At 37.4% G+C, this 25,141-nt stretch carries 26 protein-coding genes and 1 tRNA gene; 17 read left to right on the plus strand and 10 right to left on the minus strand.

The genetic code is table 11. The features are described from left to right. Nucleotides 1-56 precede the first annotated feature (56 nt). From M9892_07625 to M9892_07690, 14 genes are all read left to right on the plus strand, one after another. Nucleotides 57-338 carry a hypothetical protein gene (locus M9892_07625; protein MCO5254214.1) on the plus strand — a complete coding sequence of 94 codons (282 nt, stop codon included), beginning with the start codon at nt 57-59 and terminating at the stop codon, nt 336-338. After that, nucleotides 338-1,528, plus strand: coding sequence for a hypothetical protein (locus tag M9892_07630; GenBank protein ID MCO5254215.1), 1,191 nt, complete (start codon nt 338-340; stop codon nt 1,526-1,528). Before M9892_07625 ends, M9892_07630 begins: the two co-directional genes overlap by 1 nt. Nucleotides 1,529-1,540: 12 nt before the next feature. Beyond that, nucleotides 1,541-1,942, plus strand: a complete 402-nt coding sequence (locus tag M9892_07635) for a hypothetical protein (protein ID MCO5254216.1) — start codon at nt 1,541-1,543, stop codon at nt 1,940-1,942. Further along, nucleotides 1,939-2,253, plus strand: a complete 315-nt coding sequence (locus tag M9892_07640) for a S49 family peptidase (GenBank protein MCO5254217.1) — start codon at nt 1,939-1,941, stop codon at nt 2,251-2,253. Before M9892_07635 ends, M9892_07640 begins: the two co-directional genes overlap by 4 nt. Before the next feature lie 142 nt (nt 2,254-2,395). Then, nucleotides 2,396-2,908, plus strand: a complete 513-nt coding sequence (locus M9892_07645; protein ID MCO5254218.1) for a hypothetical protein — start codon at nt 2,396-2,398, stop codon at nt 2,906-2,908. A gap of 102 nt (nt 2,909-3,010) precedes the next feature. Then, entirely contained in the window at nt 3,011-3,526 is a 516-nt protein-coding gene (locus M9892_07650) for a hypothetical protein (protein ID MCO5254219.1), read from the plus strand. Between the two features lie 3 nt (nt 3,527-3,529). Continuing rightward, the gene (locus M9892_07655) at nt 3,530-4,048 is read left to right on the plus strand and encodes a hypothetical protein (protein ID MCO5254220.1); all 519 of its coding nucleotides are present in this window, start codon (nt 3,530-3,532) and stop codon (nt 4,046-4,048) included. Between the two features lie 103 nt (nt 4,049-4,151). Next, the gene (locus M9892_07660) at nt 4,152-4,724 is read left to right on the plus strand and encodes a M15 family metallopeptidase (protein MCO5254221.1); all 573 of its coding nucleotides are present in this window, start codon (nt 4,152-4,154) and stop codon (nt 4,722-4,724) included. A 30-nt stretch (nt 4,725-4,754) separates the two neighbouring features. After that, nucleotides 4,755-4,970, plus strand: coding sequence for a hypothetical protein (locus M9892_07665; GenBank protein MCO5254222.1), 216 nt, complete (start codon nt 4,755-4,757; stop codon nt 4,968-4,970). 102 nt (nt 4,971-5,072) lie between these two features. Further along, nucleotides 5,073-5,360: a hypothetical protein gene (locus tag M9892_07670; protein ID MCO5254223.1), complete on the plus strand. Its 288-nt coding sequence runs from the start codon at nt 5,073-5,075 to the stop codon at nt 5,358-5,360. 75 nt (nt 5,361-5,435) lie between these two features. Then, entirely contained in the window at nt 5,436-6,611 is a 1,176-nt protein-coding gene (locus tag M9892_07675) for a hypothetical protein (GenBank protein ID MCO5254224.1), read from the plus strand. A gap of 55 nt (nt 6,612-6,666) precedes the next feature. Beyond that, nucleotides 6,667-7,008 (plus strand): type II toxin-antitoxin system RelE/ParE family toxin, encoded by a 342-nt coding sequence (locus tag M9892_07680; GenBank protein MCO5254225.1) that lies wholly within the window; start codon nt 6,667-6,669, stop codon nt 7,006-7,008. A gap of 19 nt (nt 7,009-7,027) precedes the next feature. Next, the gene (locus M9892_07685) at nt 7,028-7,324 is read left to right on the plus strand and encodes a helix-turn-helix domain-containing protein (protein MCO5254226.1); all 297 of its coding nucleotides are present in this window, start codon (nt 7,028-7,030) and stop codon (nt 7,322-7,324) included. Between the two features lie 3 nt (nt 7,325-7,327). Then, nucleotides 7,328-7,543, plus strand: a complete 216-nt coding sequence (locus tag M9892_07690) for a hypothetical protein (GenBank protein MCO5254227.1) — start codon at nt 7,328-7,330, stop codon at nt 7,541-7,543. Between the two features lie 395 nt (nt 7,544-7,938). On the opposite strand, the gene M9892_07695 is transcribed toward M9892_07690, so the two are convergent. Together M9892_07695 and M9892_07700 are read right to left on the minus strand one after the other, a co-directional pair. Beyond that, nucleotides 7,939-9,060, minus strand: coding sequence for a site-specific integrase (locus tag M9892_07695; protein ID MCO5254228.1), 1,122 nt, complete (start codon nt 9,058-9,060; stop codon nt 7,939-7,941). A gap of 141 nt (nt 9,061-9,201) precedes the next feature. Continuing rightward, nucleotides 9,202-9,273, minus strand: a tRNA-Met gene (locus tag M9892_07700). Nucleotides 9,274-9,373: 100 nt separating this feature from the next. Here M9892_07700 and M9892_07705 point away from each other — a divergent pair. Genes M9892_07705 through M9892_07715 form a run of 3 tightly spaced genes read left to right on the plus strand, consistent with a single transcriptional unit; the run spans nt 9,374 to nt 12,805 of the window. Next, complete coding sequence (locus tag M9892_07705; GenBank protein MCO5254229.1) at nt 9,374-11,422, plus strand: M13 family metallopeptidase; 2,049 nt, start codon at nt 9,374-9,376, stop codon at nt 11,420-11,422. A gap of 21 nt (nt 11,423-11,443) precedes the next feature. Next, entirely contained in the window at nt 11,444-12,034 is a 591-nt protein-coding gene (locus tag M9892_07710; protein MCO5254230.1) for a hypothetical protein, read from the plus strand. Between the two features lie 3 nt (nt 12,035-12,037). Then, complete coding sequence (locus M9892_07715; GenBank protein ID MCO5254231.1) at nt 12,038-12,805, plus strand: glycosyltransferase family 2 protein; 768 nt, start codon at nt 12,038-12,040, stop codon at nt 12,803-12,805. Here the strand turns inward: M9892_07715 and M9892_07720 are convergent. The 8 genes from M9892_07720 to murI all read right to left on the minus strand — a co-directional run bounded on the left by M9892_07720 (nt 12,781) and on the right by murI (nt 25,136). Then, on the minus strand, nt 12,781-13,248 hold the full coding sequence (locus M9892_07720; GenBank protein MCO5254232.1) for a hypothetical protein: 468 nt from the start codon (nt 13,246-13,248) through the stop codon (nt 12,781-12,783). The two genes, M9892_07715 and M9892_07720, sit on opposite strands and share 25 nt — an antisense overlap. A gap of 10 nt (nt 13,249-13,258) precedes the next feature. Further along, entirely contained in the window at nt 13,259-13,660 is a 402-nt protein-coding gene (locus tag M9892_07725; protein ID MCO5254233.1) for an HIT family protein, read from the minus strand. A gap of 4 nt (nt 13,661-13,664) precedes the next feature. Next, nucleotides 13,665-14,141 (minus strand): transcription elongation factor GreA, encoded by a 477-nt coding sequence (greA, locus tag M9892_07730; protein MCO5254234.1) that lies wholly within the window; start codon nt 14,139-14,141, stop codon nt 13,665-13,667. Between the two features lie 82 nt (nt 14,142-14,223). Further along, complete coding sequence (locus tag M9892_07735) at nt 14,224-15,357, minus strand: PorV/PorQ family protein (GenBank protein MCO5254235.1); 1,134 nt, start codon at nt 15,355-15,357, stop codon at nt 14,224-14,226. Between the two features lie 27 nt (nt 15,358-15,384). Then, nucleotides 15,385-19,263 (minus strand): hypothetical protein, encoded by a 3,879-nt coding sequence (locus M9892_07740; protein MCO5254236.1) that lies wholly within the window; start codon nt 19,261-19,263, stop codon nt 15,385-15,387. A 29-nt stretch (nt 19,264-19,292) separates the two neighbouring features. Beyond that, complete coding sequence (locus tag M9892_07745) at nt 19,293-23,162, minus strand: TonB-dependent receptor (GenBank protein ID MCO5254237.1); 3,870 nt, start codon at nt 23,160-23,162, stop codon at nt 19,293-19,295. Nucleotides 23,163-23,288: 126 nt separating this feature from the next. Beyond that, a complete protein-coding gene (locus tag M9892_07750; protein MCO5254238.1) occupies nt 23,289-24,242 on the minus strand; it encodes an NAD(P)-binding domain-containing protein in 954 nt (317 codons plus the stop codon). Nucleotides 24,243-24,320: 78 nt separating this feature from the next. Then, on the minus strand, nt 24,321-25,136 hold the full coding sequence (murI, locus tag M9892_07755; protein MCO5254239.1) for a glutamate racemase: 816 nt from the start codon (nt 25,134-25,136) through the stop codon (nt 24,321-24,323). Nucleotides 25,137-25,141: the final 5 nt, after the last annotated feature.

Here is a 25,141-nt window from a genome sequence, read left to right on the forward strand (position 1 = left end):
TTCTGGGACCAGATCCGGAATGACCACCTATTTTTCCAAAACTTAAAGAAAACAAAATGAAGATTCAGACTCAAATAACAGGATTCATAAAAGGGATAACCGCTCCCATTCGATGGCTTGCAGACAGTTTTACTGAAAAGGACGGCAAAGCAAGTGGAAGTCGTTTGACAGCTTGGTTTTTGACCATGCTTTGCGGTTATTATATTTATGCTGACAAGATAAATGACAGCTACAACCTATACGCCTTTGTGGCTATACTCGGTAGCATTTTGTTGATTTGGGGTGTAATCACTTGGAAAGATATTGAAACTGTTTTAACCCATAAAAAGAAAGAATAATGAGCAATTGTGCACCCATCATATATCCTAATTTTACACCAGCCCAGATATTAACCGGGCCACCGGATATTTTTGTATTCCGGGCACACAACAATATTTTTAGGAATTATTCCATACAGGCTGGAAATGATTTCAACCTCATTCCACAACAAACCCGCAATGGTGGAACTTATCAGCTTTTGGTCAAAAAAACCATTGCCGGAGATGTGATTGTTACACTGCCTGCCGGCAGCATAATTTTGGGAGACAAAACCGCATCGACTATTACACTATCTGGTGCACAAGATGAGCAATTCATTATTGATTTTACATTCAGCGGAACAGGCTATATTTTCTGGATAGAAAGCAGTGGCGGAGGCTCTCAGGTTGCACCGGGACAACCTTCTGAATTTTCGCCTAATGTAGTGCCGTTTATTAACGCAAGCGGAGAGTGGGCGGAAGATTCGAAATTTACGTACTCTTCTAATTCGTTAAGAACGAGGGCTACTATAATTGGAACTGCATTAAGATGGATGAGTGTAGAAGTACAATCAGCATCGCCTAATAACGTTCGTATGGAGTTCTATAATGGGGCAACTATAAGTACGAATCATTTTGATACGAGACTGGACATATCGGCAATAATGACGAGAAGACTCTTGGTTCAAGGTCTTTCAGACGTTGTTGGTAATTCGTTAGAAGTTACATCTCTGACCAATATTCTGCTTAATGTAGCCAATAGCGGTAACATAAACATAGCGCACAGGCTAATGGTGGGAGATATAGCCACTGCGCCTACTGCTACTGTTGAAATTGCAGGAGAATCATTGGTAGCCGGAGAAGCTCTACGCGTAACTTCTTCAAGTAACATTACTCCAAGATTGCTAATAGGGAACAATGGAGAACATGCCTTCAATTACGCGACTGCCGTAGGTACAGTATTGAATATCGGAAGCAAAGACCAGTCTTTTTTGTTATTGTCTTTAGATGATTTTGGCAACATGAACTTGATGAATGATTTTACACTTGGCGGAGGCGTAACCATTAATGCACCTAACGGATACGAAGCACTAAAAATAGCAAACAAGTACACTGTTCTATCCGGTTTAGACCCCAACGGTCAAATCGGCTCATTCGCATGGGATAACAACAACCTGTACGTGAGAACAGACACACAATGGAAATTAATACCACTACAAAACTTCCCATAAAAAAACAGAAAAATGAACATAAACAGCATACAAACGAGAGAAGAATTAGACCAATACGCAAACGACTATTTGGTTGTGGATATTGCTGATAATCCAATCACAGGAAATAAACGCAAAGCCGCTTTTTTTGGCATGAACGCCAATATTTTACAACAAACAATATCCGTCCATGTGGGCGTTTTCGAGATTGATTCCGAAGGAGAATTAATAAACACAAAGGCTTTAAAGCCTTATGAAGAACTGCTCACAGCAAGCAATAACATGACGGTTAATCCTGAAACGGGCGAACCCGCAAAAGAAGGAATAGGCGAATTTGATTTTTTTGTTTTGTACACAAAAACAAACTCAACAAACCTATGGGAACTTTTTGCGCAACGAATAGAGCTATCCACAAAACTAAACACAGAAGCATGAAAAAAATAAACCTAAACACACCCATTCTTGACCTTGCAGGCAAGCCAATAGAGGGAATTTCGGAAAGCATAGGACAAACCGTTGCTTCCGTTATTGCTAATTTTACCAATACAGACGCCTTGAAAAAACAAGGCGTGAATGTAGAAACGCTAAAAATATACGAGTGGGCTAAAACCCTTTACACAAACAAAGAACTATCGCTCGACAGCAGCGATTTTGAAGTGTTTAAAAGCCTTGTAGAGCATACCCCGCAACTATCGCCTTTGGTTCGTGGTCAGGTGAGGGAAATACTTAACAAACTGAAAGATTGAAAAAGCTGCTGTACATATTGCCCCTGTTCTTCCTGATCTACTCATGCTCCCCGCAAAAGCGCATGAACAGACTTGTGAGCAAGTTTCCGCACCTTGTCCGCACACTTGACAAAGACACCACCCTGCACGACACCCTGTATAGATGAACGTAAATAATATAACCGATAGCCAAAGAGCTGAAGTAAACGCCATGTTTCAGAGAGTGTTTTTAGGGAAAACGCTTTCCGGACTCGATGGTTTTGATCCGCAAGAGCAATATGAACCCGAATACAAGCAGTTCAAGAACAAACCCCAAGAAGTAATCCTGCATTTGATGAAAGTCAAAAAAGGAAGATGCTCTGATGCATTGTACAGAGAAGATATAGGCTTTGTGGATATTATTTGGGGATACAACAATCCAAAAACAAATATAGGTTTTGGGCTCAAACACATCATTGAAAAGCACGGCAAGGAAATAGCCGAAATCGGTTTTAAAGTAGAAGATTTTATTCCCTTTGTGTTCAGCGTATTGCCAAAAGCGAAGAAACAGAAAAAGCCTAAAACAAGAATAGCTTACGAAAATAAAAATTATAGGATAATCATTGCAAATGGATATTCAGGAGATAAAAAGAAATGGATATTATCGGCTTATGATCGAATTAAAAGAAAAAGGTAATTAGCTACTATCATAAGGATTGACGCTGATAGTTTTACATCTGAGACTGTGACCCAGAAAACTAAGAACCTTTTGAGAGTGCAAAGATAAAGAAAAAAGAAAATGAAAAACAGAATTTTACTCCTAATCTCAATCCTTGTCTTAGTAGTGAGCTGTTCGCCACAAAAACGAATGAGCAGGCTGATAAAGAAATATCCGCACTTGGTCCAAGATCTGGATGTAAACTTGCTTTACAAAGACAGTATCAGGATTCAAGACAGTGTGCGGATTCAAGACAGCATCCGCATCAAAGACAGCTTAGTGGTGCATGGTTACGGACAGGAATACAAGCTGCCAAAAGACACAATTATTGACACTGAGAAATTTAAGCTTTGGAAGATTGGCGATTCGATTGGTTTTTTTGTCAAACCACAGATTTTTTATCGCGACACCACTTTTTATAGAGACACTACCATTTACCGCGATACCACAGTTTTTATTGAAAAAGAAATAAAAGTACCGGGCAAGGCGGTGGAGGTTAAAAATGAGCAATTATTTTTATATAAACTGCTGAGTTTCTGCTTAGCACTTTTGTTGTTTCTTGGGTTTTTTTCCAGTGTAGCAAGAAAGAAGAATTGAGAGATGAACGTAAATAATGTAACCGATAGACAAAGAGCTGAAGTAAACGCCATGTTTCAGAGAGTGTTTTTAAGGAAAACGCTTTCCGGACTCGATGGGTTTGACCCCGAAGAGCAATATGAACCCGAGTATAAGCAGTTTAAGAATAAACCCAAGGAAGCTATCCTGCATTTGATGAAAGTCAAAAAAGGAAGATGTTCTGATGCATTGTACAGGGAAGATATAGGCTTTGTGGATATTATTTGGGGATACAACAATCCAAAAACAAACATAGGTTTTGGACTCAAACACATCATTGAAAAGCACGGCAAGGAAATAGCCGAAATCGGTTTTAAAGTAGAAGATTTTATTCCCTTTGTGTTCAGCGTATTGCCAAAAGCAAAGAAACAAGTGAATCCTAAAAGTAAGTTAGCTTATGAAAATAAGCTTTATAAAATAATTATATCAAACGGATATAAAGGAAATAATAAAAAATGGGTATTAACTTCTTATGATAGAATCAAAAGAAAAAAAGGTAGTTAGTTATCACCAGGACAGTTGGCATTGATGATTTTACAACTGGAACAATCCTCCAGAAAACTAAGAACCTTTTGAGAGTGCAAAGATAAAGAAAAAAGAAATTGAAATGACAATTAAAAATACAAATAACGCTTTGACCTACTTGCTTACAAGCATAGGGATTGTGTTTGGTATTACTTTAATTGTAAACAGAAAAAAGATTATGGATTATGCTAAAATGAAAGTCTGGGATGTTATGACTGAAACAAGGATTGCTAATTTACACCCTAAAATCAGAGGCATAGCACGAACTTTTGTAAACCGAGCTGAAAAAGAACTCGGAATAAAAGTGCGGATAACTGACGGTTATCGTAGCATCGAAGAGCAAAATAAACTTTATGCGCAAGGTCGCACTACTCCCGGAAGTATTGTAACCAACGCACAGGGAGGTAGTAGCTATCACAATTATGCTTTAGCTTTTGACGTGGTTCCAATTGAAAATGGGATTGCTGTGTGGAATAATAATAATCATTGGAATAAACTGGGGCAACTTGGCAAATCACTTGGGCTGGAATGGGGAGGAGACTTCAAAAGCATTTTGGATAAACCACATTTTCAAAAAACTTATGGATTGACAACAGGACAGCTTTTGAGCATGTATAACACTGGCAAAACCAACCAAGGATATGTAACCGTATGACAAACAAATCATTAATTAATATATATAAAAATGGAAAAGTTAGATTTAACACAAAACACATTCACCCTTGCAAAGCAAATAAGACAAGAAGGTGAAGACTGGCAAAGCGCAGTACAAAGAGCAACACAGTTAAAAAACAGCGTGTCGCCCACCGTCACAAAAAGCAATCAATCCGGAGCGCACAAAACAGCCGACAAACTCGGCAATGCTTCTCTAGTTGGAAAAGCTCAACTTGTTTCTAAATAATGTCTAAACCAAGTAGAAAAAAAGACAAGTTCTCTTCTCAGAATGAAGCTCCAAAAAAGCCTCCTAAGAGAAGAGGACTTTCTACTAAAACAAAAAAAGAAAATGAATAAAAAAGGACTTTGGGCATTATTAGGACTGTTGGTTTCTGTCGGTTCGCTCATGGCTGCAACCAGTAGCAACGGCAAAAAAACAAACAAACTACCCGGTACCGGTTATGACGGTGATATTCTTATCACAAACCATGACGGAACTTGGGACTACAAACGCGTGAATGGAATTTGGTTTACCAAAAAGAAAACATCTACTACCTGGATCAATATGAAAGATAGTTTGTCAACCGAGAACTACAATTTAGCAATCAGCAGGCTGGAGAAGTTTATTGGAGCGTGAGGAATTATGAATTGTGAATGATGAGTTATGATTAATAACAAAAAGTAGAAATCCCCAAACAAACAACAAGATATTATGGATACAGAATTAAAATTAATCAGAAAGGTTATTTTGCTGAATGGCAAAATACGTAAAGTGCAATATTTGCAAATCTTATTCAACCATGCTCAAAAAATTGTGAGAATGGGAAATATTCGCCACGCTGCAGGTGTGCAAGATGTGGTGAGAGTACTTCAGGGAATCCTCTGGGAAGCAGTACAAAAAGAGGCTACCAAGGTGCGAATTACTCTAAAACCTAAAACCCTACAATCTTTGCAACAACACATTGACAAAGCTTTAGTAAAAACAAGTATAAAGCCAAAACCCAAACAGCTTTCTCTACTCGGAAACCCATGCAAAAACCAAAAGGAAAGTTCTGCAGAACCCATTTTGCAAAAAAAAGAAGAGGAACATCCTCTACCAGAACCCGAACTAAATCTACCCGAACCAGAAAGCATTTATGTTGAGAAAAAAACTCAGTCCCAAGCACCAGAACTGGACAAAAATCAAAAACAACCAACAAAACCAGCTGTAGAAATTCCTTCCGGGATTGAAGCTCTGATGCTCGACATGGCTGAATTGGAAAACACTGAGCCATCTGAAAATTTTGTTGTCCAAAACAAAGAAGTTGCAATGTTTCTTGGACAGATAGAACGCAAGCCTGTTCACTCTGTTGTGATGACCTTGGACGCACCCCAAGGCACAGGAAAAACTCGTGCTGCTTTTCAGTTTATGAATGCTATTGCAGAATCAGGCTACAAATGTCTTTTTGTTTCCTTGGAGGAACATCCTCAATCGGAATTGTTCAAAAACAAGAGAGACGAATATTTAACTCCGGAGGCGATTGCAAACATCAAAGTAACTGGCGAACTACCGCAGGGCTATGACACACTCAATAAACTAACTCCTTATTTCGATGCAATCTTTATTGACAGCTGGGGCAAAGTTGCTGGAGGCAAAGGCAAAATGGACGAATTTCGCAAAAGCCACAATGGTAAATTTATGTTTATCATCTATCAAAGAACCGTTGCAGGCACTATGAGAGGTGGAGCAGACAGCCAATTTGATGCAGATATGATTTGCAAAGCTCACAAAGGAGACAACTACACCGAAAACTATCTGTACTGGGACAAAAACCGATACAATGCAGAACAATATATTTATATGATATATGAAAAAGCATGTATTGAACCAGTGAGCGAAGAGGTATAAAAAAAGTTGCCACATAGTGAAATATTATGTATCTTTGTGGAGTGAAAATAAAGATATGAAATACCGAACTGTAGTATTTTATAAAGATTATTTTGATGTATTTTTTACCAAGCAAAATAAAAAGGTAAAAGCTAAAATCGTTTGGACTTTACAATTCATTGAAAATATACAGAAAGTGCCAGAAACGTATTTAAAGCATATTGAAAGCACAAATGGTCTATACGAAATACGAGTACAGTTAGGCACAAATATCTATCGGATCTTTTGCTTCTTTGACAAAGGTAAACTAATTGTTTTGGCAAATGGATTTCAAAAGAAAACACAAAAGACCCCAAAAAGAGAAATAGAACAAGCACTTAAAATTAAATTAGAATATGAAACCGCTAAAAAAAAATGATTCTAATAAAACAAACTCCATGAGTAAGAATCTAAGTACACTAGAAGATTTTAAAGAAAAACACTATGGAAAAATAGGCTCCAAAAAACGGGATGAATTAGAGTCCGGATATGAGAGTTTTCAAATTGGTGCTTTACTTCAACAAGCTAGAATTAAAAAGGGATTAACCCAAGAAGAATTAGCAAAAAAAGTAGGAACCACTAAATCATATATTTCTAAAATTGAAAACAATGTAAAAGAAGTCAGAATATCCACTTTACAAAGGATTGTTGAGTTGGGTTTTAAAGGACATCTGGACCTTTCTATTAAGCTATAAAAAATGGTCATCAAAGTAAGTACTAAAACAAAAGCTGGTAAAACAATAATAGAATTAGCTAAGCTACTTTCTACTCAATACAAAAGTGTCCAGATTATTAAAGGTCAAAAAGAGCAATCTCCATACGACCCCAAATTTGTAGCTATGGTCAAAAAAAGTGCTGCTAGTAAAAAAAGACTTATCTTTAATGACGTTAATGAATTATGGGAAAGTTTGTAGTTCCCAAAACCTAATTTAAAATAGACTTTTCCTCCTTTTTTTCAGCAAAAAACACAATCGCCACACTTTATCTGTGGCGATTTGTGTAATGTGTGGCAAAAAGTGTGGCGGTGGAGTTACTACTCTACCAACGTTTTACAGAGAAAAAAAGACGGTTGCCACAGTTTCCACAGTTTTTTTGAAAACTTTTATCTCACAAAAACATAAATCGAATTTTTGCAACAAAAACACAATCGCCACACTTTATCTGTGGCGATTTGTGTAATGTGTGGCAAAAAGTGTGGCGGTGGAGTTACTACTCTACCAACGTTTTACAGAGAAAAAAAGACGGTCGCCACAGTTTCCACAGTTTTTTTGAAAACTTTTATCTCACAAAAACGTAAATCGAATTTTTGCTAAACTGGAAGAAAAATATTGTCACTAGGATCCTTTGGACATTCATCCAAATATTCTCTAATGTAAGCTTCAAAACCGCTCAAAGTAGTGTGCCCAGTAATCGCCATAATATCTCTCATATTAGTTCCATTTTTGAACAATTCCACTGCAATCGTATGTTTCCAACCGTACAGAGTGTATTCTCTACCTAATCCAAGCTCCTTTTTCATTCGGTGGAATTTTCTGGTAAACCAATCTCGAGTAGTTCCTTTTGGCCCGGGAATACCATCGCAGGTAAAAAAGAAATAATTTGCTGGATATTTCCATAATTCCATTTTTTCAAAATCCTCTCTAAATCTTTCAAAAATAACCTTCACCGTTCTTTTAGCAGTCTTTTCAATAGCAGCAGGAAGTACAATTTTGAACTCTTCGGTATCAATATCCTTAACCCTAATTTGAACCGCAGCTTGCGGACGAACTCCCATCATCACAAATTTGCAAAACAGATATAAATAAGGATCGTTCTGCTCACACCAATATTTAATCCGCTTCACATCTTCTTTTCCAAACACTTTATTTCTTGTACTCCTTGCAGGCAGTTTATCTAAATGCTGGCAAATATTTGTCTTGCAATAATCCATTTTTACAAACATGCTCCAAGTGGAACGTATATCAACTATTATATTATTGACCGTTCTATTTGAAACACTTTTTTTCTCTCTTACCCATTCGAGGAACTTATATATATGTCCGCTTTCAATCTCCGATACAAATTTCACAGACAAATCCTTTTCCTCTAGGTAATTTTTAAAATGTTTGATGTTGCTTAAATAAGGCTTAAAAGTATTTTTAGTAACAACTTGCTTTTTATAAGAAGCAATAGAATCTAAAGCAAAAAATATAGGTTGGAATCTATTGGGCAAATCAAACTTACCGACCTCGGTTTGTCCCAAAATAAGTTGTTTAAAAATGCCGTCCCGTATTTTAACGGCACGTTGCATTTTCTCGTCAAAAGTTAGAAAAGGTTCGTTTAATCCTTTAGAGAACCTTTTAGTAATTCTTCTACCAGCTTTGTCAGAATATTGGTATCTAATCTGCCAATGCTTCTCTGGTTTGTTTCCAGCCGTATCAATAACAGGCATGGAAAACGGTAACTTGTTATTGTACATAGGGCATATTAATTAGCTCCTATGACAAACCAATAATTATCACGAATTGCAAGGATTGAAGTTAATCTTGCACGCCAATACAAAATTAACTTCTCGTAACTTGCTGATTCATAGTAGCGGGGACAGGACTCGAACCTGCGACCTTTGGGTTATGAGCCCAACGAGCTACCACTGCTCCACCCCGCGATTTGAGGGCACAAAGATAAGGCTATTTCCAACAACTGCAACACTTTCTTTCGTTTTGATTTTAATTGTAATTTCGCTTCTTGTAACACAAAGAAATTTTATGAAAAACAGCATTCTTAAAACCGGAATAATTTTATTCCCTGCTTTTCTTTACACTACATGTACTACACCGATGAAAAACAAAGAAAATACAAGCCCATTAGGCTATGACAAAAGTCTGATGGATACTAGCGCAAGCCCTTGCGAAAATTTTTACCAGTATGCTGCCGGAGGATGGTTGGCAGCTAATCCGATTCCATCAACCGAAAGTCGCTGGGGAACATTTAATGTATTGGACAAACAAAATAACTCTAAAATTAGAAAACTGCTGGAGGATCCTTTGAAAGAAAAACCTACAAAAGGAAGTCCGGAACAACTTACGCGTGATTTTTATCAATCTGCGATGGACTCCTCAACAAGAGAAAAATTAGGTGTTACGCCATTGAATCCTTTTTTCCAACAAATAGATGCACTCAAAACCAAGGAAGATATTTCGTCACTTCTGGGGGACTTTAACAAAAAAGGTCTATTTGGACTTTTTAGTTTTTATATTTCAACCGATGCCAAAAATAGCGAATACTATGCAGTCTATATGGGACAAGGGGGGCTGGGTTTGCCCGACAGGGATTATTATTTGAAAGAAGATGCACATTCCCAAGAGATCAGAACAGCTTATAAAGCATTTATTGCTAAAATTCTGAACTTGGCAGGGCAAAGTAAAACAGAAGTTACTGCCGACAAAATCATGTCTATGGAAACACAGCTTGCGCAAATTTCAATGACAAAAACTGAGATGAGAGACCCTGATAAAACATACAACAAGAAGACTTATGCTAAATTTGTTAAATTATATTCTTATTTTAATTGGGATCAATTTTTTGCAAATGCAGGCGCAAAAGGCATAAACGAACTTGTAGTCTCACAAACCGATTTCTTTGCTAAATTGAAAGAGGTATTTGCAAAATACAGCTTAGAGGAATGGCAATCCTATCTGAAATGGCATATTGCACGTGGATTTGCAGGTTATCTGAATCATGATATGGTGCAGGCAAGTTTTAATTTTTATCAAACAACATTGCGCGGAACCAAAGAAATGAAGCCACTTTGGGAAAGATCTGTGAATATGGTAAACGGAAATTTGGGAGAGCCTTTAGGGCAAATGTTTGTAAAGGCATATTTCAGTCCCGAATCCAAGAAAAGAGTGAGCGAAATGGTGGAGGAACTAAGAACATCATTTGGTGAGAGAATCCAAAAACTGGATTGGATGAGTGCAGAAACCAAAGTAAAAGCAATGGAAAAATTAAAATCTTTCGGATATAAAATTGGCTATCCTGAAAAATGGAAAGATTATAGCATGGTTGAAATCTCAACCACTAATCTTGTACAAAACCTGGTCAATGTCAATCTTAGAGAAACAGAAATCATGCTTGCCAAGATTGGACAACAGATTGACAAAACAGAGTGGGAAATGACTCCTCAGACTGTCAACGCATATTATGAACCAACCCGCAATGAGATTGTATTTCCTGCAGGTATCTTACAAGCTCCTTTCTTTGACCCGAATGTGGATGATGCGTTGAATTATGGTGGAATTGGAGCTGTTATAGGACACGAATTCTCTCATGGTTTTGATGACGAAGGAAGTAAATATGACGGAAAAGGAAACCTGTCAAACTGGTGGACAGACAAAGACAACGAGCTTTTCAGACAACGCACAAACAAAATCGTAGAACAGTTCAACAAGTTTGAAGTATTAGATAGTGTCTTCATCAATGGCGAACTTACGCAAGGTGAAAACATAGCCGATTTTGCCGGTTTAACTATTGCATATTATGCTTTGAAAAATCATATTGAAAAGCAAGGCAAACAACTAAGCTCCCCTGACGGATTTACATGGCAACAAAGGTTTTTTATGGGCTGGGCTTTGGTATGGGCAAACAATATTACCGACAAAGAATTGCGTCAGCGCGTAATAACCGACCCTCATTCACCGGGTAAATACAGAGTATTGGGACCTTTGAGCAATATGCCGGAATTTCAAGAAGCTTTTGGATGCAAACCTGGGAGTAAAATGCACGCTGATGATGATAACAGAGTAATTATTTGGTAAGTTTGTATTTTATAGCAAATCATGTTGGAAATTCTTTCTAAAGAAAAGATCCTTAAAAATATACGCAAAGGGCTTGTGGTACCTTCTGAAAAGCCCTTTGCAGACATAAATCTGGATTCTCCCATCTACAAGGAAGAAAAAGTAAAAAAAGAAGAATCTATTATTCAGGTATTTCTGCAAAATGAAAATGCTTTCTTTCTCTCTTGTAATAACAAATTTGAGTTTCTTTCGACACTTCAAAAATTAATTGAAGTAAGAAATTGGAAAGAACCGGTTTGCCAAGAAACAGCTCTTTCTCAATTACTGAATGAAAACGGCATAATTACTCATGTTAATTCTCCATCTAAGAAACAGCCTTTTATTACGACTTGTCACAAAGCTTTGAGCAAACCCTCAGTACTTTTATTTGACTATAGGTTTCAATTTGTAAAAAAAATTCTGGCTGCTCCCATACTCATCATCGCCATGACAGAACAACAACTTTCTGTCTATCATGAAGACAAGAGTTCGCTACAGCTCAATCCTTTGGAAAATTTTACAAAATGTGCCATTCATCCTCGCATTTTACAAGACAAAGAGGTGTATTTCTTTTTCATTAACGATTCACTTTAAGCCATGTTGTCTGCTGTCATTCTCACTTTCAACGAGGAAAATAATATTGCAGAATGCATTGACTCCGCATTTAAGGTAGCTGATGAAGTAATCGTAATTGACAGTCATAGTACTGACAAGACCGTCCAAATTGCACAAAACAAAAATGCAATAGTCAAATCCATAGAATGGAAAGGATGGGTTGTGAGCAGAAATGAAGCCATTCTGAACATTTCGTTCGACCATATTCTTTTTATGGATGCTGATGAAAGACTTTCTACTGGACTTATTCAATCCATCCTAACTGAAAAATCCAAAGGATTTCCGTCCAAAGTGTACTCACTACAACGACTAAATCATATTGGCAACAAAGCAATTAAACATGGGGCTTGGTTCCCTGATAATAAAATTCGTTTGTACGAGAAATCAGAGGTTATATGGAAGGGCGGACACGTACATGAATGGGCGGATTCAGATCAAATCAAAGCAGTTCCATTGAACGGCTTTTTGTTGCATTATAGTTATCAAAATGCCAGTGAACTACGCTCAAAGACTAAGAAGTATGCATTGTTGGCTGCACAATCACTACGGACTAAACCCAAAGTGTTGCTTTTGGTTAAAATGCTGTTTTCCCCACTTTTCCGTTTTGTCAGGGATTACTTTTTCAAATCAGGGTATAAAGACAACAGAGAGGGTTTTTTGATTGCTTGTCAATCGGCAAGAGAAGTTTTTTTGAAAAATAAGGCAGCTTTAACAGGAGTTCGAACTCAAGCAGAGAATAATCTTGCGTAGTCTGATTCCGTGGGTGATTTGAGTAGATTATGTTGTATATCTGCGAGGTTTGCACAAAGCAGGTTAACAATCTTGTCTTCGGGTTCTAACCCAAAATCAGAAGCCCTATTAAAAGGAACAGAGATAATCTTATCATCGCGTAGGATATAAATGTTGTGTCTGTTATTGAGTTTAATCCCAACTTCATTTTCTAATTTAGTTACAAAGCGGCTTAATACATCCAAAGAACATCCCCCGGGCACAGTATTGTCATCCACAACCAAAACCATAAATTGATTATTCAAAAAGAACACATCCGTTTGCAAAGGAGTTCCGTGGTAATTCCAATTGTGAAGGAATGCTTTGAATTTCTCAACGATTGTGTTTTGAATTTGTTGATCAAGAGGTGCGTCAGCCGGGTAAATATGCACCTTTGAACTCTCCGGAAGGTTTGAATTAATCATAGACGCAAAATTATATAAACGAACGAATGAGAGCGGCAACTTCTTCAAATTCTTCAGCTGTAAATTTAGGTCTTGGATTTGAGAAGTTCATATCAGCAACATGATTCATGGGAATAAGATGTATATGTACATGCGGCACTTCCAGCCCAATAATTGAAAGACCCACTTTCTTGCATGGAACAGCTTTTTTGAGTGCAACAGCAACTTTTTTGGCAAATGAATGAAGAGCACTCATCTGCTGTTCATTCAAATCAAAATAATAATCTATTTCTTGTTTTGGGATAACTAAAATATGCCCCTTTGTAATGGGCATAATATCCAAAAATGCCAAATGGTTATTGTCTTCGGCAATCTTGTAACAGGAGATCTCGCCTCTGATTATTTTTGAAAAAATACTATCGGGATTTGCCATATCTTTATCTTTCGATATTCATGATTTCTAATTTGATCAAACCGGCAGGCACTTGTATTTCTACAATTTCACCTTTGGATTTTCCAATCAATCCGGCTCCAATAGCTGATTTAGAAGAAATTTTTCCTTCTTTTAAATTTGCCTCAGTTTCAGAAACAATGGTATAAGTCATTTCCTTGTTTATTTTTAAGTTCTTGACTGTAACTTTGCTCAACAATGAAATCTTAGATATATCTAATTTTGACTCATCAATGATTCTGCTGTGTGCCAGAATGTTTTCAAGTTTGGCAATTTTGGCTTCCAACAAACCTTGTGCATCTTTTGCTGCATCATATTCGGCATTTTCGGATAAATCACCTTTGTCTCTTGCCTCGGCAATTTGTTTGCTGATATTGGGTCTTTCAACCTTTTTTAAGTTTTCCAATTCATTACGAAGAGAATCCATCCCTTCCTTGGTAACATAATTCAATTCTGTATTCATGATTTTTTTTATACCTCTTTAAAAAAAATGTTGCACTTGCCAAAGGCAAGTGCAACATTCAAATTTACTTATTTATTACTTATTATTTGTGTCCTTTGCTGTCTATATTAATTCTCAATCCAAAAGAATGTGTTCCGCTAAATGGGTTTGTTGAACGATAAGAATAGTCAACTCCAAGCGTAGATTTATTATCAGAACCTTTTGAGCCAAGCGGTATTTCAACAGTGGCACCGGCACAAAAACCGGTCAATGCATCATTTCTTGTTTCATAGTTAAAACCACCTTGTTGGAAATTATAACCGGTTCTTATCATAAAAATCTCTTTATAAGCCCATTCTAAACCAACTGTAGTAATGTTTGGCGAGAATGCATTAAAATTATAATTAGCTGCTAATGTTAATCTGTTAAAGTACACATCTGCATCTTTGTCTAATTTAAAATCGTAGCTTCCACCAATATTAATTAACGAAGGTAATTGCACTTGATTGGCTCTGGAAAACATTGAGCTTTCGTAGCCTGCTCCCTGAATAGTTGATTTTTTGGTAAGACCATCGCCTGAAGGAGTCATATTAGGTCCAATATTTCTAAGCGAAATCCCAAATTTTAAATCATCCTTTTTAACTTTGCTGTCAGGGTTAGATGATGCTGCATATTGTACACCGGCATCAAAGCATACACCTACCATTCTTACATCAGGGATTTGTTCTTGTACAATTCGGGTAACAATACCACCGGAAATTGATTTTGTAAATTTCTTTGCATAACCAAATCCCAGATTCATAAAGGAAGGTCTATAAGTACCTAATCCACCGTCAGGTTGTTGCACAGTTGTGATATTAATATTGCCGATTTCATAGGACATCAAACTAATACCAATTACATCGGAGCCGCTTTTTCCTATATTTTGTGTAAAAGCCACATTGTTAATACTAATACCGGTCCCGACAAGCCAAGCAGTGCGGGCAAAAATCAATTCGGTTTGAGGTGTTTTTGCTAATCCGGCAGGATTGAAATAGAAAGCCTCAGCTCCCCTAATTCCACCAACATTGGCATTTCCCCACCCTGAACTTCTTGCCCAACCATTAATTGTTAGTTGCGGTGCACCTGCTGAACCGAAACGTGCTTCGTCAGAAGCGTTGCTTGTTGCTGTTAGCAATATTCCGGTACCCGCAAGTATAAGTCCTTTAACAAAATTCTTCATTTCAAGTTTTATCATTGTAAAAATTTATTAGCTTTACCAATATTAATATGAATCTAAATCTATAGTTCTCATTACACCATACCATTTAAGTATCTTTTCTCCTAAATCTTTCCCATCAACATGAATGATATATAATCCGGTTGCGATAGGCACTCCTTTATTATTTTTCAAATCCCAGTCGAGCCATGTCACCTCATCGTCTTTTTTAATTCTTCTCACCAAAGTTCCGCTGAGTGTGTATATAGAAACAGTACATGTCTTAGGAAGATTAGTAATCTTAACCCTACTGTCAACAGGGCTTGTTTCGTATTCTGAATAAGCATAGTAAGGGTTGGGAACTATGTTAACCAAATCCATTGAATTAATTTTCTTTCCTGCGTTGGTTTCAGGTGCAATATCCTTAGTATTAAAGGTATATACAGGAGGAACATTATTCAAATTAGTAGTATAGGGTTTTCTAACTCGTATTTTAATGGTTACTTCTGTAGGAGGAACCCCATTTTCAAACTCAAATCCGGGATTTACCATAGTCGGTATCACCCACATTACTTGTGATAACACACCACGTTTATTTGCTTCAAGCGGAATGGAGCCTTCATTATTTACTTTCAAGATATTTTTATAGAATTGACCTTCATCATAAATTGGACCTTTAAAGTTTCTAAGTGCTTTTCCGGGGTAGCTACCCATGATGTAAACATAGTGTTTTCCACCGGATACAGGGTTGTTGCCATTATCACCATCAAAAAAGTTAGGAGTAGGATTCCAAATCATATCTCTTCCTCTTTGACCCACCAGATAGGAGTCTTCACCAAATGCTAGATTTAATCTTTCTCCTGTTTCAACATTAATGGCATAACCGGGGAAGTAAGAAGTTCCGGTATCTCCGGGTACAGTTTTCAAGTTTTTATCTCGAGAAGTACCCCATCTTAAGTTAAACTTAGACATTCTACCTTCGTTTAAATCTTTATTCTCACCCATTTCAAATACCACACATTTTGTCCATTTGGATCTGTCAGGCGTAATCACAAGGTTCACACTGGCAAGTTCTTCCATCGGATTATCTGCAGTTTGGCTGGCACCCCAAGCCATTCCAAAAACTCCATCTGCTCTTGAACATAGGGCATAGGGAGCAATTCTTCCATTCCAAATCTTTTCATAGACTTCATTAGGGTCCATTAACTCACCTTTAACACGGTTTGCATCGGTTACACCGCTGGCAGGGTTGCTGGTAACACCACCTGAACGTATCCAGTTAAAATATGGATTTCCATTCATGTCGGGTACAGCAGTCAACCATTGTTTGCTCAAATCAGCAAACTCAACTTCGTAGCTTAAGAAACCATTACTTGGGTCTTCTTTGGGGCTATAACCGGGCACTTTTACTTGTTCTATGGTAATCGAAAGTCCCCAATCAGCCAAAGTAGGTCTGTTAACCAATTGTTTTTTGTCGGACGTTACACCTTGAACGGTTTCAAAAGGTATTGCCAACGTGGTGTCAGAGAAAACAGTATCTCCGGTAGTTTTATTAACTAAAAACCAATAGCTGCTACTGTCAATATTATCTTTATATCTAATATCGGTCATAGAAGGGTATTGTCCATTTTGGCTTCCTTTTAGCGGTTTAGTGGGGTCTTCTATGAAAACCAATTCAAACTCAGCATCAGGAACTTTAAACGGATCTACAACTTTAATCTTAACAGGTCCTGCACCGTTTAGATAGGTAACTTCTTGCACTGAATTATAAGCCAATATTCGGTCGATGGTTTCTTTAGTAAATTCCAATACATTACCACCGTTTCCTCTACCTTCAATTCGAGTAATCTTTGGACCGGAGCCGTATTTGGAGTTCAATACAGTTCCTTCATTTTCGGGTTCAGATTTATGAGGAACTCCATCAATTCTTCGTATTGTTCTACCCGCTAAAAATTGCAAGGGTTCTAATTTTAATGTATCATTAGCAGGGTATGCATAAGCATAGATCATATAATAGTACTTTTTAAAGTTAACTAAGGTTTTATTAGATGTCGTAGCAAATGCATCTTCAGTAAGGTTAAAAGTTCCAACAAGTCCCTTATCTGCTCCATCCACTTTCAGCACGGGTATATCTTGTTGTACAATAGGGTCAAACTCCATATTAATCATTTGTCCTATTCCGTCTTTGATATCGCATTGGTAAACAATACGGGCTTTATCAATATTTTTAATATCACCTGTACTTACGGTTCCGTCTTTTAATTGATAAACAATATATCCTTGGAATCTATATTCAATAGAATCTCCGTTTTCATTGAGTACAATTTCACTATAATCTCTTGTTTTTTGGGTGTTCAGAAACTTAAATACCAGTTCATTTTCTAATTCTTGAATTTCAATTTCAGGTGCATCAGGACCTTGTGTCAACAAGAAATTATTATTAAACAATCTTTGTGCACCATCGGAGGCTCTTTGTAATAATCCGAGTGAACCTGTAGCACCACCACTGTTAGTACGTGCCCATACCACACCAACAGTAACATAGTTTACGGCTCCGGGATATAATGTAAAGGGACCTGAAGATTGCAAATATCTTCTGTCACCGGGAGGATTTCCAACTGAATGTTCACTCCAAACTTGTCCAGGAAAGTTAGGGTCTGTATCACCTGGGTACATATAAGTTGTCTCTTGTGACCCTCCAATTCCATTACCACCAAAGGTCATTTTGTTACCATTTTTCCACAATGCCCTTAAGTAGTTATAATAATGTATAGCTTGTTCTGGATTACCATTTACGGGGTTAAAGTCGTTGTTATAATACACGAATGCATATAAGCCTAATTGATTGCCTGCAGAGTCTCTTGGACCTTCAAAGAAATCGGTACCTATAGATGGAGGATTTAAACCATAACCCAAAACACCTTCATCAAAATCATCACCATTATAGCAATATCCTAAATCTCTTGGAACATCGCATCCTACATAGTCATCAAACGCGAATCCAAGGTCGGCATCCACCCACTGTCCGAAATAAGTATTATCTAAGGGCTCATTACCTCTGTTAATGATTTCAGAGCGGTAGAATGTCATATTGTTAACTTCATCATTGGTTGCGAAGGCAAATGCAGTTGTTCTGATTTCAATACCAATAGGCAATCCTCCGGTTTCCGTGTGCACGTTTCCTCTATCGTTATAAACAAACCACAGCATCATATCCGGTTGGTCTTGAGGTCTGTTCAAAGCTGCCGGTCTCAAGGGATTTAAAACGGGATATTCGCCATTGAAAGGCTCATACACTCCGGGTGCTCCAAATCCGGGTCTTTCAAAATAAGGTGCCAAATAATCGGGTTCACCGGGGTTATATTTCTGAGGTCTGTTAGAACCAGATGGCCATTCCAACAAATTAGGGCTTACATCACTCCAGCCTGATTCTTCAGCTTGGATTAATTCGTTACGAGTAACTTTCCAAACTTTATCATAAGCCAAACATTGGTCAGCTGATGTAGATGCGAGGGCGGTATCAAGCGGCCCTGGCCAAAAGTCAGAGCCATTTTGACGATATGTCATTGCGGCAACCCTCAGGTTCCCATCACCTCGTCCAATTCCTCCAATCCACAATGCACCGGCAAAAAGTGAATGTCTTCTTACTGAGTTTGCATCGGTTACTTTAGGAATCTCATATTTTGGCAAACTTAAATCCCACCACATGTCACCACCATTTAAGATTTTGGTTCTTACGTTATTGATATCCAAGTCAGCACTTTGACTAGATGCTTTACAATCATTGGCAAAACGTCTGAAGTTGTTGCTTGGCAAGTCATTCGGGTTGGTTTGTTTTCTTTGTGGATTTTTTGAAAATCCTTGTATTTCTCTTGCCGACAAGTCATTCAAGGAGATTGTCGATACAAGAGCTAAGCAGAAAAGAATTTTAGTTGATACTTTCATGTCTCTTTACGTTTTAAATGGTTAATAAATTAGAAATTAAATCTTACGCCAAGTCTTGAAAAACGTGGTGCAAGGAAATTACCGGGGTTAGTTGTTAATATGCGATACAAATCATAATAAGATTGAGCACTCAATTGTTCTGAAACAGCCTGTTGACCACGAGGAGAGTTCAAAAATCCGTCATCAACCGGTGAGCCTGTGTAGGGATATACCCCTGATATTCTTTCAAAATTAAATACATTGGTTATCCAAAGGAAAGCAGTTGCAGTAATAGGTTTTCTTTCTTTTCCTTCGCGGGTTTTGCCACGGTTGATAAGGAAGTTCTTTTGGATATTTAAATCCGCATTAAATTGCCATGGTAAGCGAGCACCAAATGGTGTTCCTTTGATATTAGCCCTGTCGGCTGAACCAATTTGAGTAGGAACATTAGTTTGAGTATAGGGCAAGCCGGAATTAGCAGTAATCACAAAGTTTGCGTTTACATCTCTGAACACTTTCTCTCCCCAATTGCCCCAAGTAGGTCCTTGATAAGTGTATTTACCTTGGTTTCTTCCAAAATTATAATTGAAAATAACTCTTATCTGGTGGCGAATGTCCAAATCTCCTAAAGGAAATAAAGTTCTCAAATTAGGTTGTCCTGATGCAATCAAAGCACTGGCAGCATTGGGATTTGAACCGGTTCCGTCAGCAAACTGTAAGTTGTAGTTAGCTCTGAATGAAAGGTGTTCTCCTTCTAACTGATATTCAGTTGTAAAACCTTTGACTGTACTAAAGTCAATATTTTGATAACTTATATAGTTTACCGGATATGCTTGGTTATATTGGTATAACTGAATGTCATTTTTAATTTCTGCATAATAAGAGCCCAATTCAATAGAAGAATTATCACCAATCATTTGTTTAAATCCAATCTGATATTCAGTTTTGATACGTGGCTTCAGATTAGGATTTGCCATAGCACCTGTATTACGAGTGTCCATAAAATAGTAGTTATCTATGGTTGAAAAAGAATAGGTTGAAATTGGCTTTTGAGCTAATACATCAAAACTTGCATAAAAGTTTGCATCTTCTTTGATAGGGAATGAGAAGAGAATACGAGGCAATACATTTATTTTGGGTATAAAATCTCTAAAAGAATTACCGGTCAATTTTTGATTGGCAGGATCTACAAGATAAGGTGCTATTCGACCGGAGTTAGTTTGGTTGGCAATAATCTCAGGATTATTAACTTCATTTCCAGAAGCATCATACCATTGGTCTCCATCTCTGTAACCTAAGATTCGGGTAGGGTTCTTCACATCATTAACATAAACTTTATAGTCCTGACCCATATTAGACGGATGGTTTACATCAATTCCATTTAATTTACCTACTTCTCCAACTGTTTTAATCGGGAAAAGTGAATATGGGTCTTTTAGCACTAATTCATTAGCATCATATCTCTCCATCCTTAATCCCAGACGGAAAATAATATCTTTATATGCAAATTTATCTTGAATCCAAGCTGCTGAATAAACTGGTTGGAAAGCACCTATAAGCCTTTTAGCAGGGTCATTGGTAAAGGCTTCAACGCTGGGTTTACCTCTCACTATATTACCTAAATGGTCATATCCATAGTAACTAACATAACTGCTTCCATTATTTAGAAGGTCATTAGCGCTGAATAGACTTAAATCAAAATCATCGGGAGTAAAGGAGTTGATTTCAATGAAGCTTCGTTCATTGTAAAAATTACCATTCACATCTCTGATTCCTTCTTTAATAACTTTGTTACGGAAGTTTTTATCAAAATTGGTTTGTTGCTCTGTATTAATAAATCTTTGATATTTAACAGTATCGGTAAATACACCATTTTGATCATAAGTGAGGAAAGGATGTTCTTTATCAAGTTCTTTGAGGTGAGTGTTCATTAATTGAGGCATCAGCATCCACAAACCGGCTGCACCCAATCCATAACCTCTGTTCACCGTCTTTTCATACATAAAACCGAACTGTAGGTCATGAGGGGGTTTGATATTGCCTGATTCAGATTTTTTGTTGTTTTTAATCTGGGTTTCAAACATGGCAAATGCGGTATATCTTTCAGCCTGTCCTTTGCTCCAGTTTGCTGTAATAAATCCGGGGGTGGACCAGATTGAATATACGTTTGGAGGATTGTAGCCATTAATCAAACCTTGGCCCTGTATTACTTGTAGTTCGTTTGAGATGTTTCCACCTCTTTCATCATAGTAATTATAAAGATTAGTAGTATAATTAGCTCTAAGCGGGTTCATGTTTTTGCCTCTGTCACCGGGAATAAATTGGTCGGCTCTGATAAATTTATAGGCAGTATCCATAAATCCGATTTGCTCATAATAGTTGCTTATATATACTGTATCTCCGTTTTGATTCACATACATTTTAGGGCTAGTGCCTGACGGGTCTGGTCTATATGTATAGTTTGGAGTTTGGTAACGTTCAAACTTCCCGATATAACCATAGTCAAAAATTCTATCTCCATGAACAGGGTCATAGGCTCTGCTGAATGTATTTTGGTAATCAACTCTGATGGTATAATAGGTGTTATTAAAAGTTACCTTTCCGGCATTTGCTCTTGCTGTATCAGAAGGAATCCTATGTGTAAATCTCAAATAAGAGCGAACTGTAATATTATTACTAATTGCATTGAGTTTGTAGTTCATAATATTATTACTTACAGCAGGTCCACCGGCATATTGTAAACTTGTAAAGAAACTCAAGTCCATATTTCTATTTGGGCTATAATCAATTTTACCTTGAAAGTTGCCCTCTGCAGAATGACTGTTGGGTCTAACTCTTACATTCTCCATATCGTTCATGGTCAAAAAGTTACCTGCATGTACTAATCCACCGTCAACATTAGTTACCAATGGATGTTGTTCAATCTCGGACAATTTGGCGTCATTCACTTTATACACTCCTATATAGGAAGGGCTGGGGTCTCTGGTATAGGTTAAATTACCGGCAACCATATAACCCAATACCACTCTCTCTTTGGCTCCTTGACCTTTGTTCTTAATATAAAGAGGTCCTTGGGCAAATCCTTCCATTTGATTCCAATCAAAACGGTTGGCTCTTTTGAAACGGTTATCGTTGTCAAATTTACCTTTTGTAAATTTAACAAACTCGGTGGGTGTAGAACTGGTGATTTCGAATGAGCCTTGATGGAATCTGGAAGCACCTTTGGTAGTAATAGAAATAGCTCCTCCGGTAAAGTCTCCGAACTGAGCAGGAATACCATTTTGGTAGATAGTGATTTGACTTTGTGCAGCTTGAGTTTGTCCAAAAGCACCGATAGCTCTCACACCATCAATAAAATAAGCTGTTCCATCAGTACGAGAACCTCTAAAACTAACGCCACTTCTTGTTACGTTCACACCGGCAGTTAAACCTGCAATAGATGCAACACTTCGGGTTGGCAACACTTTAATATCTTTATCAGTAAAGGTTTTTTTCTGGTCGTCTGTCTCGATCAGTTTTTTGCCTTTGAGTCCTGAAACACTAGCAGCTCCAAGCACTTTTCCACCATCAGAAGCACCCCCGACTTTGCTCATTTTTATATCCCTGAAGATATAAGAGTCAGATGTGATAGTAACTGACACAACAGCTGTGTCATAACCAATGTAAGTTACAATTACATCATAATTGCCGGGATTCAAGGCAGCAAAGGTGAAATTTCCATCCATGTCCGAATATGAACCATCTACAAAGATTCCATTTTGTTCAAGTCGCACGGTTGCATAATCAAGAATTTTTCCTGTTAACGCATCTTTAACCGTTCCACGCAACTGACCATAGTTTGTTTGGGCTTGTGCAAATCCTGCTAAAACCATCAACAATAGCAATAATGATGTTCGTAAGTTAGTATAAATCAGTCTCATAAGTATATTTTTTCTGTTATATAAACTAAATATTTTTTGTTTTTAGGGGCGCCTATTTAGGCGGTGCAATTTCTGTTTTTATTTGATAAACCACAAATCAAAATAGAATTTTTCTTTTTCTAGCATCTAAAAGCTAAGCAACTGTTCAAGTTTTGCTATAATTACTTCTGCAATTTTTCGATAGGATTCTTTTGTCCAACCTGCAATGTGCGGGGTTATGACAACATTTGGCATGGACATCAGCATACCATAAGTCTGCTTTTCTTCTTCATTCCAATTGGCAGGTTTTTCGTTTTCCAACACATCTGCACCAAAAGCCGCCATTTGACCTGTTTGTAATAATGTCAAAACATCGGCAGCTACCACAATTTTACCTCTTGACGCATTGATTAATCCGATTGGTTTTTTGAATTTTTGTAGAAAATCTGCATTCACCATGCTCCGAGTTTCTTCAGTCAATGGAATGTGTAATGAAACCCAATCTGCTTCCTCAAAGATTCTGTCAAGTGTTGCAGCTATCGCAAAAGGTGAATCAACGGGTTTATATTTGTCATAAGCCAATACTTGCATGTCAAAACCCGAAATTCTTTTTGCCAAAGTGGAACCAATATTTCCAAAGCCTATGATGCCCAATACCTTTCCTTCCAATTCAACACCTCTGTTTGCTTCTCTGTTCCAGCGTCTTTTTTGAACACTTTGATATGCATGACTAATATTATCAGCCAAGTTGAGCATGAGTCCTATGGTGTGTTCTGCTACAGCATTGCGATTTCCTTCGGGGGCATTGATTATTTGTATATTTCTCAGCTTAGTTTCTTGTTCATCAATGCTGTCAATGCCTGAGCCGCCTTTTGCAATCCATTTCAGTTGTTTAGCCTTTTCAAAGAACGCCTTGTCGCACTCTATCTTACTCCTCACAATCAATCCCGAGTATTGAGCGATTTTTGCTAAAATCTCCTTTTTTTCTATTTCGGGTTGATAATCAAAATGAATTCCCAATCTATATAAACCTTCTAATAATGAAGGATGGAAATCATCGACTATCAGAACTGATTGATTTTCTTTTCTCTCATTTCTCATCACAAAATTATATTACACCGGTGCAATATTAAAATGAAAATTGATGAGTGGCTGAATCTATTTAACAAGAGGTGAATATCAGACTTTTTGTCGTTTCCATAGATTGTGTTCGGTCAACTTCACTTTTTTGCCGAAAAAACGATTAGCTGCTTGTTCAAATGCAGGTGTATAGTCAGAGATATAGAATTGGTGTGCCAAAGGTTTGTGCTGATTATTCTCTAAGTGAAGTTTGTTAATTACTTCTTTGACCTTAGTTGCTACAACATGGGCACTATTGACGATTGTGGTTTGTTTTCCAACAAGTTCTATGATTTGCTTCTCAATCAAGGGATAGTGAGTGCAAGCGAGAACAAGGGATTGAATGCCTTTGAGTCGTGAGTTTTCTAAATAGGCATTGATTACAGCTTTGCTGATATTATTGTTGTAAAAACCTTCTTCTATCATAGGAGCCAGCAGCGGAGTGGCAAGGCTTTGAATAGATTTGGAGGGGGCTGTATTTTTTAAATGTTTAGGAAACACACCGGATTTAATGGTTCGTTTGGTGCCTATAAGTCCAATTTTTTTGTGTTTTTGTTTTGCGATATGCTGAACGACCGGTTCTATAACATTGATAACCGGTATTTCCTTCGGCATCCATTTTTGAAAAGAGTTGCCAATACTTGCAGATGCGGAGTTACAAGCAATCACAATCAGTTTGCAATTTTGATTGACCAAGAATTGCATGATTTCACGAGAATATTCTCTGATTGCTTTAGCTGACTTATCTCCATAGGGCAAGTGAGCTGTATCTCCAAAATAAATCAGTTGTTCGTTTGGCAAGAGTGCAGATATAGCATTGGCGACCGTTAAGCCGCCAATACCTGAGTCAAATATACCAATCGGACGTGATTTCAAAATGT

The sequence above is a fragment of the Bacteroidota bacterium genome, from assembly GCA_023957335.1.
GTDB lineage: Bacteria > Bacteroidota > Bacteroidia > NS11-12g > UBA955 > JALOAG01.

Bases quoted from the DNA above. Each gene is read 5' to 3' on its own strand.
- M9892_07635 (MCO5254216.1), top strand. From the start codon at position 1,541: ATGAACATAAACAGCATACAAACGAGAGAAGAATTAGACCAATACGCA.
- M9892_07685 (MCO5254226.1), top strand. From the start codon at position 7,028: ATGAGTAAGAATCTAAGTACACTAGAAGATTTTAAAGAAAAACACTAT.
- M9892_07630 (MCO5254215.1), top strand. From the start codon at position 338: ATGAGCAATTGTGCACCCATCATATATCCTAATTTTACACCAGCCCAG.
- M9892_07640 (MCO5254217.1), top strand. From the start codon at position 1,939: ATGAAAAAAATAAACCTAAACACACCCATTCTTGACCTTGCAGGCAAG.
- M9892_07645 (MCO5254218.1), top strand. From the start codon at position 2,396: ATGAACGTAAATAATATAACCGATAGCCAAAGAGCTGAAGTAAACGCC.
- M9892_07690 (MCO5254227.1), top strand. From the start codon at position 7,328: ATGGTCATCAAAGTAAGTACTAAAACAAAAGCTGGTAAAACAATAATA.
- M9892_07745 (MCO5254237.1), bottom strand. From the start codon at position 23,162: ATGAGACTGATTTATACTAACTTACGAACATCATTATTGCTATTGTTG.
- M9892_07675 (MCO5254224.1), top strand. From the start codon at position 5,436: ATGGATACAGAATTAAAATTAATCAGAAAGGTTATTTTGCTGAATGGC.
- M9892_07750 (MCO5254238.1), bottom strand. From the start codon at position 24,242: ATGAGAAATGAGAGAAAAGAAAATCAATCAGTTCTGATAGTCGATGAT.
- M9892_07695 (MCO5254228.1), bottom strand. From the start codon at position 9,060: ATGCCTGTTATTGATACGGCTGGAAACAAACCAGAGAAGCATTGGCAG.
- M9892_07710 (MCO5254230.1), top strand. From the start codon at position 11,444: ATGTTGGAAATTCTTTCTAAAGAAAAGATCCTTAAAAATATACGCAAA.
- M9892_07670 (MCO5254223.1), top strand. From the start codon at position 5,073: ATGAATAAAAAAGGACTTTGGGCATTATTAGGACTGTTGGTTTCTGTC.
- M9892_07715 (MCO5254231.1), top strand. From the start codon at position 12,038: ATGTTGTCTGCTGTCATTCTCACTTTCAACGAGGAAAATAATATTGCA.
- M9892_07735 (MCO5254235.1), bottom strand. From the start codon at position 15,357: ATGATAAAACTTGAAATGAAGAATTTTGTTAAAGGACTTATACTTGCG.
- M9892_07650 (MCO5254219.1), top strand. From the start codon at position 3,011: ATGAAAAACAGAATTTTACTCCTAATCTCAATCCTTGTCTTAGTAGTG.
- M9892_07665 (MCO5254222.1), top strand. From the start codon at position 4,755: ATGGAAAAGTTAGATTTAACACAAAACACATTCACCCTTGCAAAGCAA.
- M9892_07660 (MCO5254221.1), top strand. From the start codon at position 4,152: ATGACAATTAAAAATACAAATAACGCTTTGACCTACTTGCTTACAAGC.
- M9892_07725 (MCO5254233.1), bottom strand. From the start codon at position 13,660: ATGGCAAATCCCGATAGTATTTTTTCAAAAATAATCAGAGGCGAGATC.
- M9892_07705 (MCO5254229.1), top strand. From the start codon at position 9,374: ATGAAAAACAGCATTCTTAAAACCGGAATAATTTTATTCCCTGCTTTT.
- M9892_07680 (MCO5254225.1), top strand. From the start codon at position 6,667: ATGAAATACCGAACTGTAGTATTTTATAAAGATTATTTTGATGTATTT.
- M9892_07740 (MCO5254236.1), bottom strand. From the start codon at position 19,263: ATGAAAGTATCAACTAAAATTCTTTTCTGCTTAGCTCTTGTATCGACA.
- M9892_07720 (MCO5254232.1), bottom strand. From the start codon at position 13,248: ATGATTAATTCAAACCTTCCGGAGAGTTCAAAGGTGCATATTTACCCG.
- greA (MCO5254234.1), bottom strand. From the start codon at position 14,141: ATGAATACAGAATTGAATTATGTTACCAAGGAAGGGATGGATTCTCTT.
- M9892_07655 (MCO5254220.1), top strand. From the start codon at position 3,530: ATGAACGTAAATAATGTAACCGATAGACAAAGAGCTGAAGTAAACGCC.
- M9892_07625 (MCO5254214.1), top strand. From the start codon at position 57: ATGAAGATTCAGACTCAAATAACAGGATTCATAAAAGGGATAACCGCT.